Here is an 11,063-nt window from a genome sequence, read left to right as displayed (position 1 = left end):
GTTTGATAGACTACGTGAAAAAATCGTCGTTGACCTTACTCTAAGAGTATTACAAATACAACCATTTGGTGCAGGTTGCGGTTCCCGTTCTAATTGTAAAGAAAAGTAAAAATGCACTCGATAGCCTTGAGTTATGGAACCGAAATATAAAAAAGCATAACCACAACAAAGACCGCCGACTACGATTAGTAGAGGCCACTGAAAAAGTAATGGTTAAAAAACAAAGAAATTAAGGGGGGCAAAAATGTCTCCTTCAATGCGTAACGAGCCTTAGAAGGGATTCTAGAGGCTCGTTTTTTTCCTGCTATTTTATTTTTCTTAGAAAAGAGGACTTTTTCAGTGCCCTCCGCTAAATATACTTGGTGGTCTTAGCTATAATTCTGATAGTAAAGGATTTGATCCTGTTCTTTAACAGAAATAAGTGATCCATCTTCAAATACGGCTACATCAGGAGTATGACCTTTTAATCCGATACTTTTCTATGTCATCCGTAGAAGCAGATACAGTTGGTATAACTAGCATTAACATCAAAATCGTTGTGAACAACAATTTCTATTTTCATCTCTATCCCTCCTTTTATCAATGCCACCAAACCACACAGTTCGATTCTTCTTTCCATCTACCTAATAGGTATTTAAGATTATTAGTGTCTGAATCTTAAGTGCTTCCGGTTTTTTTGTTTTTTAAAATAGCGACTAACAGACAAAACTAGGTTGAATTTTCAGATAATAACTTGCGGGATTTCCTGTAAAAGGGTAAAATAGGACTAATTTGAATGATCTAACTTTTATTTGAAGGTTATAAAATGTAGGAGGTACTACAAAAATTGGAACCCTCATATCATCATTTGAGTGCAGGTCAAAAGGACAGAGAAGTTGTTTTTGAAGAAACTATTTTTCCCTATTAATCCCATTATGAGATTTGTTTCAGTTAAAGATCATGATGAACGAGAACTTAAGTCGAGTAGAGACAATGTATCAGGAGAAAGAAATATACATAAATTCGTATAGGTATTTTTACATAATTAGGTAAACTTTGTAACTACCCATTTTTAAACCGGTTTTCAAATAGGTTGATAGATAAATTATATAAAAGGGGAGAATGACACATGAAAAAGGGTTCCATTTTAGGTATGGCATTATCAGCGGGTTTGTTAGTAGCTGCTTGTGGAACGGATGATTCGTCTGGTTCATCAGGGTCAGGATCAACGGGTGATGCGGGAAGTGAATTTGATTTACTTGAGGATGGTAAATTTACTTGGGCGTCAAGTGGTTTGTATAAACCGTTTAACTATGAAGAGGGCGGAGAGCTGAAAGGGTTTGATGTGGAAATTGGGTATGCGATCGCAGAAAAATTAGGGCTTGAACCGAATCCCGTTACAACACCATGGGAAACGATTGTACAAGGTTTAGTGGATGCTCGTTTTGATGCGATTATCGGAAGTATGGCGATTACAAATGAACGAGCTGAGCAAGTCAATTTCTCGGACCCATATTACTATTCGGGTGGAATGATATTTGTAGCTGAAGGAAACGACGACATTACATCCGTTGAAGATCTTGAAGGGAAAAAAATTGGTGTCGTAGCAACAAGTACATATGATGGAGTGGCAAAAGAATATACAGATGATGTTCAATACTATAACAGTGACGTGATTGCTTTAAATGATTTACCAATTGAAGGTAGATTGGATGCGGTGATTACAGCAGATGTTGTAGGATATGAAGCCATGGCAGCAGGTCTTGAAATTAAAGATGTCGGAGCTCCACTATGGATTGAACGACCAGCCATTGCTGTGAATAAAGACAATGAGGAATTTCTTGAAGCAATCAATGAAGCACTTAACGAAATCATTGAAGATGGAACGTATGATAAAATTTCAACTGAATTATTTGACCGAAATCTTTTAGATGTTGATATAGAAGGAATTGAAATTTTAGAATAACAAGTCCATGAATTAGGAAGGTGTCGCTTCATGCCAGAGACATTTTACACGATCGTTGATGTGTTTACTCGAACATTATCCGGTTTTTTAGATGCCGCTGTCGTTACCCTTCAGCTAACAGCCGTAGGGATTGTGCTAGGCTGTTTGCTGGGTCTGTTCTTTGCTTTATTAAAGCTGTCAAAATCAAAACCGTTGCAACTCATTGCAAATATTTACATCACAATCATACGGGGAACACCTCTTATCGTACAGATTGTCTTTTTATATTATGGAATTGCTGAATTTGTCACGCTATCCAACTTTCAAGCTGGAGCGATTGCTTTGGGTGTGCATAGCGGTGCGTACATAGCAGAAATTTTCCGTGGAGCCATTCAAGGGATTGATAAAGGTCAATCAGAAGCAAGTAGTTCACTTGGAATGACCAAAACGCAGAGTATGCGTCGAATTATTTTCCCGCAAGCGTTAAAAAGATCCATTCCTCCTTTAGGGAATCAATTTATTATTACGCTGAAGGATTCCTCTCTTGTTTACGTCATCGGCGTTGCGGAGCTTTTTTCACTCGCCAACAGAGAAGCAGCACAGTCATTTAAACCATTCGAAACGTATGTTGTGGTAGGTCTATATTATTTAGTCCTTGTGATGATCTTTACGTATCTATTACATCTATATGAAAAGAAACTCGATGTTGATAAGGATTAGGGAGGAGGTCACGTATGTTAACTGCAAAAGATATCCACAAATCATTTGGTGAATTAGAAGTATTGAAAGGTGTTGACCTTCATGTATCCCCACAGGAAGTTGTGGTCCTGGTAGGAGTGAGTGGTTCTGGCAAAAGTACACTCCTGCGCTGTTTTAATTTTTTAGAAATGATTAACAGCGGAGAAATCATTATTGACGGAAAGTCAGTCAATAGTAAAAAAGATAATTTATCTAAAATACGTGCAGAAGTAGGTATGGTATTTCAGCACTTTAACTTGTTTCCACATAAAACGGTGCTGGAAAATATCATTGAAGCCCCAATGATGGTGAAGAAGAAGAAAAAAGAAGAAGCGATGATTCATGCTAAGAAGCTACTAGAAAAAGTAGGTTTATCAGATAAAGCGGATGTTTATCCAAATAAGCTTTCTGGTGGTCAAAAACAGCGGGTAGCCATCGCAAGGTCCCTTGCAATGGAGCCGAAAGTTATGCTATTTGATGAACCTACCTCTGCACTCGATCCTGAATTAGTAAGTGAAGTATTAGGGGTAATGAGACAACTAGCCCAAGAAGGAATGACGATGGTAGTTGTGACGCACGAAATGAGATTTGCTAGAGAAGTAGCAGATCGCATTGTGATGATAGATGAGGGACAAATCATCGAATCAGCCGATCCAAAAACATTTTTTGAAAACCCATCACAAGAACGCACCAAACAGTTTATTCAGCTAGTGGGGTAGATAGCACTAGGAGTAAAAGGAGAGCAATTTTTTAAGGAGAGGGGAGGCACAAGAGTGAGTAAATTTGATCATGTAAATTGGATGGATCAGGTCTATAAAGATTATGAAAAAAACAATGACGTGAAGGCTAATGCTGGCTTTGGCAAACCTTTACCGAAAAAAATGTTTAGTGGTGACGTTCATGACAACTTTGTCAATACGGCTCGAAATGCTGGTTATTTGCCTGAGTGGATTAAGCTTCAAAAGGAAATTCGCACGGAACTGGGGGAGGTTGTTACTGCTATGAACGTAGGACAACCGGCTGAAGAATTTAAAAGAGAAATCAGAGACATTAACAAGAAAATTAAAAAGTATAATAAAGCTTGTCCACCTAGTATGCAGCGGATGATGATTGAGTTGGATGATGTGAAGGGGCAGCATGAGATTTGGGCGTGAGTGATGGAAGGGGTGGCTTTGAAATAAAGTCGTACCGTTTTGAAAATTATCAAGACACATATTAGTAATATATAATATGTGTTCGCCTTTTATTTCTTGATCAATAAACGGCCAATAGCGCATATACATATGCTGTATAGATTAGGGGGGGCAAACATAAAAACGGGCTTGTCATAGCTAGCCCGTTTTTATGTTTGAGTAACTGACAGTTAAATCGTTATCCACAATCGATTTTGTGGATAACCCAAATTATTTCTGTAATGTATGGTTAAGATCCCAAATTACTCCGAAAGCATCCTTCACTTTAGCGAAGCGAGCTCCCCAGAAAGTATCTTGTAATTCCATTAAAATAGTTCCGTTTTCTGATAAACGACTGTAAAGGGTTTGAATACGTTCTTCATTCTCAACCTCTAACGCTAGAGAAATATGGTTCCCAACGTCAACAGTGTTGTCTGAAAATGCATCGGATACCATCAATAATAAATTCCCTTTTTTAAATTTAGCATGCATAATTTGATCATCTGCTTCAGGAGGTGTAGGGAAATTTGCTTCTCCAAAAGTTTGAACGTCTAAAATTTCTCCTTCAAACACTTCTTTGTAGAACTCAAGTGCTTCCCGTGCATTGCCATTAAATGATAAGTATGGTGTAGCTTGATATTTCATCGTGAACACTCCTTTAAAGAAATAATGTAGAAGACTTCATTTCATTATTAAGTTCTTAAAATGTCCAATGAGGTAGAAAACAACAAATTCACTTACATTTATTGTACAACATGAGAACCTAATTAGCATAAAATTTATTGGTGATTTATCCGATTCACTAATGAACATGGGAAAAACATCTACAATAGGCATAACCTTAAAGCTCTTTGTAGAGAATTACACAGGTGAAAAAAGATAATATGATCATGTTTGCGTTCTCTTGTTGTCATTATGTCCATTTTGGAGGACAAAAAAAGACGAGTATCAGTTCATACTCGCCTTTCCTTTTAGTGATTATCACAAGTCTGGTTCTATATCATTCACTTGAACCGCTCTATAATAATCGTTCGCAACACCATTTGTATCAGGTTTTAGACTGAATCGAACAAACGGAAAGGTCTCTAGATCATCAAGTCTCTTTTTCAGGTTTTCACCAGGTACGATTTTATAATCACCCATCAATTGGTATACTGCGGCTGAATAAGGAATCCCATTCCCACCATCGACCCCAAAAGTGTATTCAGTAGAAACTGTCTGAGTTTCCGTAACCGTTTGTGCATTTGAAAATGCTTCACTTAATTCACGATTTATTGAAGTTTCTACCTGAGCCCAAGGAGGACCCAATGTTAAGTTTATGTCTATCCCTAGTGTTTCAGTCATTGAATAGGCTTCTGTTAACTCGATACCAGAAGTAAAGGTGTAGGTTCTTTTAATGTGGTTACCGTTGCTATGCGATACCACATCTCCTCTTTGCCAATATCCATCAAATTGAACTTTTGTATCACTAACAAGAGGGTTATCTTTATAATAACGAGCTTCTACCAAAGGAATGTTTGGATGAATGTAGCCGCCCGGAAAATCTGTAATATGTTTTTTCATTTCAGCATTCGTCCACCTAAACTCAAGATACCCATCATTGATAATAAATAAATCAGCATCTTGAGCAAGATCATAGAACATTGTCATTGGTAGGTTGATAGTAGGATGAAATACTACTGCTATATGGTCAACTGGGTCTGCCATTTCTGTTGCAGGAAATCCTCTAGTATGGAGGAGCATGTTTTCATATTCAAGTAACTCTTCTAATGGTGGTAGACTTGATATATTTAAACTGTCATCGATCTCTTTCATTTTTCCATCTTCAATATAGAAATCTTTTGAAGTTATTTCTGGATCCCCTAATCCTTCTGCACTAGCACTATTTGTGAAAAATGGTACAGTTAGCAACAATCCTACAATAATCGACATAAAACGAACAATTAAACTCTTTTCTTTTCTCACTTTCTCTTCCTCCTCATTTTTGTTCTGATTGTTACTTGTAATTATTAATCTTTCGTGAGCACCTATGGCAAGGATATCTATTTGTTGCAATCGGAATTTGATACACATCACCTAAACGAATTAACGCTGATATATCTGGTTCATGAGGTTGGGCAATCAGTGGATCACGAAAGAAAAAGACAACATCAATTACTTGGTCACCACCTAAAGGTCTAGATTTAAAACGGTGGATAGGTAGGTTAGTGCGTTCATTTATGCGTAAACCAGTAGTACCCGGGGAAAAAAGTTGGTGTTTATTGAATACTTTCAAAAGCGAGCAACTCATCCTTCTTCTTATCGAGCAATTAGTTCAATGTTCATCACATGTTCCTCCAAACATTAGTCCAAAATATTTTCAAGTCCATACACGAGCGTGTCGATCTTCATAATCGTTTCCACACAAACTTGAACACCTGACATGAATGAAGTGCGGTCAAATGAATCATGACGTATCGTAAACATTTGACCTTCTCCACCAAACATCACTTGTTGATGAGCGACAAGTCCTGGTAAGCGCACACTATGGATTTTCATCCCATCTACATCAGCACCTCTTGCTCCTTGAATCGTTTCTTTCTCATTGAGGTGTCCTTGTCGTTTAGGAGTTCGTTGATTTGTAATCATTTGCGCTGTTTTTAGTCCCGTTCCAGACGGAGCATCAAGCTTTTGATCATGGTGCATTTCAATAATTTCAACATCATCAAAATATTTAGCTGCCATTTGTGAAAACTTCATCATTAAAATTGCACCAATCGCAAAATTAGGCGCAATAATTGCTCCAAGATTGCGTTCTTCAGCTAGCTCTTTAAGTTCTACAAGTTGCTCCTGACTAAATCCTGTTGTGCCAACAACGGGGCGTACATGATTTAACAGTGCTGTTTTGGCATGGATGTAACCCGTTTCTGGTATAGTCAAATCAATTAAGACATCCGGCTGTGTATCATTAAAACAATGATCAAGATTACTGTAAATCGGAACATTTAACCCCATAAATCCATTTAGTTGACTTAAAGTTTTGCCATTGTTCCTATGATCAATAGCTCCTACCATTTCAAAGTGAGGTGTGTTTTGCATGAGTTTAACCGCTTCTTTTCCCATTTTCCCTCTTACTCCTGCAATGACTACTTTTATTTTTTCAGTCATCCTATTATTCCTCCCTGTGGGACAGGATGGGTTGAACCCCACCAAGCTGCAGTGATCAACAGCAGTAGTTAGATAAGCAACTGGAGAGCCATTATAGGATCGAGCTAACAGTCTTATAATTTCTCACCAACTTTATGAATAAAACAAAAACCACTCTCAACGAAGAGAGTGGTTATCATTCCATACTAAATAAATAGTCAAAATGGAATAAGAATCTCATCGTTGAGTTTTAGCACTATATGGCATAGGATCAATCATTGATCCAGCTACATTAAAAACCACCTTAATCCGATAGTTTCTGTTGACCCATTGGCGTCTTTCGACATTTCTGGGCAGCAGCATATCTCCATATAGGAGCCTCACCTAACAAGGATATTTTGTTTTTGCTACTCTTTTACTTAACTAACCATCCATAAAGATTACTTTCATTGTCATTGACTTAAGAATCATGTAGCGACGGGGAAGTAGGGTCATACACCACAAATTTCTTCTTTCTAATTTAGGATTTTTGTGATGTGGATCTTTCTAATTTAATATGGGTATAGGGTCGAGGTAACTGTCCTCCAATCTCTTATTAGCTTTTTGAATAAACAAAAAACACTCTCAACGTCAACGAAGAGGGTGTTTATTAGTCCATACTAAATTAATAGTCAAATGGAATAAGTGTCTCATCGTTGAGTTTTAGCACTATATGGCATAGGATCAATCAGATTGATCCAGCTACGTTAAAAACCACCTTAATTCGATGGTTCCTGTTGACCCATTGGTGTCTTTCGACATTTCTGGGCAGCAGCTTATCTCCATATAGGAGCCTCACCTAACAAGGATATTTTGTTTTTTGTTACTCTTATACTTTTATTTATACTCAACGATCATGCAGTGGTGAAGAATTTGAGTCATTTTAGTTTATTAGCCCACATGGATCAGAGTTCTATAAACCTAAGACCCATGTTGCGACGGAGAAGTAAATGAGTACACCACAAATGTCAGCAATAGAAGTAATTAGTGGTGCGCTTGCGGCTGCTGGATCCATTTTTAGTTTGTTAAGAATAAATGGTAAAGACATGCCAATCAAACTTACTAGCATGACGACAAGAACCATTGTCACTGCAACGATCATCGCAAGTTCAGTTCCGCCTCTGTAAGCGCCTAGAAGAAAAAGTATAATAAAGCTTGTCCACCTAGTATGCAGCGGATGATGATTGATTTGGATGATGTGAGGAGACAGAATGAGATTTGGGAGTGAGTGATGGATAGTGTTGTCGTTCATTTATAAGTTTCCCTTTTTTAGGGAAGCTTATTTGGTAATATGACACATTGAAAATTGATCACCCGAAAGGATTTTTCTCATGGAATTAGATTGGATATGGAAATCAGTGTTGATCGTGATGGGTGGAACATTTTTGTTACGGTTTGCTGGAAGAAAATCGATTTCACAAATGACGTTAGCTCAAATGGTCATAACGATCGAAATAGGATCATTATTAGTACAGCCCTTTACTGGAAAGAGTGTGTGGACAACTTTAGGGGTTGGGGGCATCCTTGTTTTAACATTGATTGTTATGGAATACCTTCAAATGAAATCAGACGGTGTAGAGAAACTGATTACAGGTAAATCAAAAATAGTGATAGAGAATGGAATGTTGAATGAAAAAAACTTGATGAAATTAAGGGTTACCGTTGATCAACTTGAAATGATATTGAGGCTACAAAACGTATCCAAAATTAGCGATGTCAAATGGGCAACGTTAGAGCCAAATGGCCATGTAGGATGTGAATTAAAAGAAGAAGCGAAACCAGTAACGAATAAAGAGTTTCAGTCGTTACAACAGGATATCCAGCAACTTAAACAACTTTTTAATTTGAATTCGTCTCCGGTTCAACAACAAGACCAATCCACTAATGAACAGGACTTATTTTCTGAAGTAGACAGTAATTCACATAAAATAGATCCGCCAAAACACCTACAATAGGCATAACCTTAAAGACTATTGTCGAGAAGTACACCGGTAAAAGACCATGTTTGAGTTCTCTTGATGTCGTTATGTCCATTTCGAATCACAAAAAAAGATGAGTATAAGTTCATACTCATCTTTCCTTGCAGTGATCATCACGCGTCTGGTTCTATATAATCTGCTTGTATCTGTCGATAATGATTATTATCATAGTAAAAATCAGGTTTTAATTTGGCAGGGAAGTCCCCGTAGGAATTTAAAAAGTCCAATCTTATTTTCAGGTCAGGACCAGGCTCTTTTACTAAATACTCACCTTTCAACTGGTATACTCCGCCGATATAAGGAATTCCATTAGGATCTTCATTACCGAAATTGAAAGTAGTAGTAACTTCCTCGATTTGTGAAATAGTTTGTGAATAACCAAACGTTTCAGTTATTGAATGGCTTAATTCTGCACTTAATTTTGCATAATCAAAACCTACTTCAGAACCTATTGTAACCCCAATTGTTGAAGCCAATTCATATGCCTCTGTTATGTCTATACCAGAACCCATAGTATAAGATTCGGAAATTCTTGAACCAGTGTTACTCGATAAAGATTTACCCCCCACTAATTCCCAATATCCAACAAATTGAATTTTCGCCTGATCAACAAGAGGGTGGTCTTTATAATAACGTACTTCTATATCCTCCCCAAACGCAGGATAAATACGGTTTCCAGGGGGATACGTTTCCATTTCAGCATGACTAAGCTGCATAGGCATTTCATCGTCTGGAGAAGTTTTGAAAACATATAAATCAGCATCTGGAGCATGAAGAAATAACTGACCAGCCGTCATGTTCTTGCCATTTAAATTAAATACTAATGCTAAATAATCAATCGGAGCTGTTATTTCTTTTGCAGGAAAATCTAAAGTATTACTAGGAAGTCCTTTAACATAAGCATCATCAGGTATTAATTCATCTAATGGTGGAAGTGATGCTTTATTTAGTGATGTTTTATTAATACTGTTATTAAACTCTTTCAGTTTTCCATCTTCAACATAGAAATCTTTTGTAGTGATTTCTAAGTGCCCTAATTTTTCTGCACTCGCACTATTCGGAATAAGTGCAGTGAACAACAATCCTACGATCAACATAAAACGAACAAGTAAACCCTTTGCTTTTCTCATTTTTTTCATTCCCCCTCATTTTTGTTCTGATTGGTACTTGCAATTATTAATCTTTCTATCTAGTCATTTTGGGCAGGCCGGGTTCAACCCCAGCCAACTGCAGTGATGTACTGTTAGATAAGCAACTGGAGAGCCATAGTAATCAACAGTTTGCATTTTTACGACTTTAGAATACTCTAGGGCTAAGTTACCAGCGTTTTTAAGGTCATAATAAGTATAAGTTAATCTTGACCACGCTGGCCCTGGGTAGTAGTCTTCTATAGGATTCATAATAGTTGATGAAAATTCCACTTCAAGTGGAAAGTCAGGGTAGTCCCACTCTACAATTTCATTACCTACAGAGAGGATATAAAGAGGCGCATCCTCTCTGAATCGCCAAACTTTCACTTCGTACTCTTCATGTGAAAATTCACTTGTGGTGCTAATATTAAATGTCGATACTCCCACTGGAATATGAACCCACTCACCTTCATAAATGTATTGAACATAACCTGTATCAACGTGTTCGACTCGTATATTAGATTCACTGTCTGCATCATAGATCTTTTCTTCCTGAATACCATCTTTAGTGAGATCAAATGTAGCAGAAGTATCTACATTCTCTAAGTTAGATAGAAGGTTGGATCCTTTTTCTGTATCTATCATCGCCTTCGCACTAGTACTAAATGAAAGAACCGCTGCCAGTATAACCAAAGTTGAAAATAGACTTAACATCCTTGTTCTTTTCATAACGTTCCCCATAATCAATTCCTCCCTAGTTTTTTTCTTTTTGTTCTGATTCTTACTTGTCATCATTAATCATTCCTATCAATCCATCTAACATCACCTCCTTGAATACAACAAAAAAACACCCTCAACGAAGAGAGTGTTTATCCATCCATAGTAAACAAAATAGTCAACATGGAATAAGCCTCTAATCGTTGAGCTTTAGCACTATATGGCATAGGATCAATCA

General features: G+C 37.3%; 11 protein-coding genes, 1 pseudogene and 2 riboswitches. Of the genes and pseudogenes, 5 read left to right on the top strand and 7 right to left on the bottom strand.

Translation table 11 applies throughout. The features are described 5' to 3' along the window. Positions 1–1,108: 1,108 nt before the first annotated feature. Genes AB1471_RS16250 through AB1471_RS16235 form a run of 4 tightly spaced genes read left to right on the top strand, consistent with a single transcriptional unit; the run spans position 1,109 to position 3,816 of the window. Positions 1,109–1,945 (top strand): transporter substrate-binding domain-containing protein, encoded by an 837-nt coding sequence (locus tag AB1471_RS16250; protein WP_367780813.1) that lies wholly within the window; start codon positions 1,109–1,111, stop codon positions 1,943–1,945. A 30-nt stretch (positions 1,946–1,975) separates the two neighbouring features. After that, positions 1,976–2,644 carry an amino acid ABC transporter permease gene (locus AB1471_RS16245; protein ID WP_367780812.1) on the top strand — a complete coding sequence of 223 codons (669 nt, stop codon included), beginning with the start codon at positions 1,976–1,978 and terminating at the stop codon, positions 2,642–2,644. Between the two features lie 14 nt (positions 2,645–2,658). After that, entirely contained in the window at positions 2,659–3,381 is a 723-nt protein-coding gene (locus AB1471_RS16240; protein ID WP_367780811.1) for an amino acid ABC transporter ATP-binding protein, read from the top strand. A 54-nt stretch (positions 3,382–3,435) separates the two neighbouring features. Beyond that, positions 3,436–3,816 (top strand): DnaJ family domain-containing protein, encoded by a 381-nt coding sequence (locus AB1471_RS16235; RefSeq protein WP_367780810.1) that lies wholly within the window; start codon positions 3,436–3,438, stop codon positions 3,814–3,816. A gap of 249 nt (positions 3,817–4,065) precedes the next feature. On the opposite strand, the gene AB1471_RS16230 is transcribed toward AB1471_RS16235, so the two are convergent. The 5 genes and pseudogenes from AB1471_RS16230 to AB1471_RS16210 form a co-directional block, all read right to left on the bottom strand. After that, a complete protein-coding gene (locus AB1471_RS16230) occupies positions 4,066–4,479 on the bottom strand; it encodes a VOC family protein (RefSeq protein ID WP_367780809.1) in 414 nt (137 codons plus the stop codon). Between the two features lie 336 nt (positions 4,480–4,815). Beyond that, entirely contained in the window at positions 4,816–5,799 is a 984-nt protein-coding gene (locus AB1471_RS16225) for a hypothetical protein (protein ID WP_367780808.1), read from the bottom strand. 31 nt (positions 5,800–5,830) lie between these two features. Next, a pseudogene (locus AB1471_RS16220) lies at positions 5,831–6,159 on the bottom strand (methylglyoxal synthase). An 18-nt stretch (positions 6,160–6,177) separates the two neighbouring features. Continuing rightward, positions 6,178–6,981, bottom strand: a complete 804-nt coding sequence (dapB, locus tag AB1471_RS16215; protein ID WP_367780807.1) for a 4-hydroxy-tetrahydrodipicolinate reductase — start codon at positions 6,979–6,981, stop codon at positions 6,178–6,180. Between the two features lie 208 nt (positions 6,982–7,189). Then, positions 7,190–7,359: riboswitch (M-box (ykoK) riboswitch) on the bottom strand. Positions 7,360–7,640: 281 nt separating this feature from the next. Next, a riboswitch (M-box (ykoK) riboswitch) is annotated at positions 7,641–7,813 on the bottom strand. A gap of 99 nt (positions 7,814–7,912) precedes the next feature. Then, positions 7,913–8,251 carry a magnesium transporter gene (locus AB1471_RS16210; protein ID WP_367780806.1) on the bottom strand — a complete coding sequence of 113 codons (339 nt, stop codon included), beginning with the start codon at positions 8,249–8,251 and terminating at the stop codon, positions 7,913–7,915. Positions 8,252–8,330: 79 nt separating this feature from the next. On the opposite strand from AB1471_RS16210, the gene AB1471_RS16205 reads away from it, so the two are divergent. Beyond that, positions 8,331–8,954, top strand: a complete 624-nt coding sequence (locus AB1471_RS16205) for a DUF421 domain-containing protein (protein WP_367780805.1) — start codon at positions 8,331–8,333, stop codon at positions 8,952–8,954. Between the two features lie 137 nt (positions 8,955–9,091). Here AB1471_RS16205 and AB1471_RS16200 read toward each other — a convergent pair whose 3' ends face one another. Then, a complete protein-coding gene (locus AB1471_RS16200) occupies positions 9,092–10,108 on the bottom strand; it encodes a hypothetical protein (protein WP_367780804.1) in 1,017 nt (338 codons plus the stop codon). A 63-nt stretch (positions 10,109–10,171) separates the two neighbouring features. Further along, positions 10,172–10,849 (bottom strand): hypothetical protein, encoded by a 678-nt coding sequence (locus AB1471_RS16195; RefSeq protein ID WP_367780803.1) that lies wholly within the window; start codon positions 10,847–10,849, stop codon positions 10,172–10,174. Positions 10,850–11,063: the final 214 nt, after the last annotated feature.

This window comes from Jeotgalibacillus marinus (genome assembly GCF_040801915.1).
Classification (GTDB): domain Bacteria; phylum Bacillota; class Bacilli; order Bacillales; family Jeotgalibacillaceae; genus Jeotgalibacillus; species Jeotgalibacillus marinus.
The sequence above is the reverse complement of the archived record's forward strand: the minus strand, read 5'-3'. Positions and strand labels throughout refer to the sequence as shown.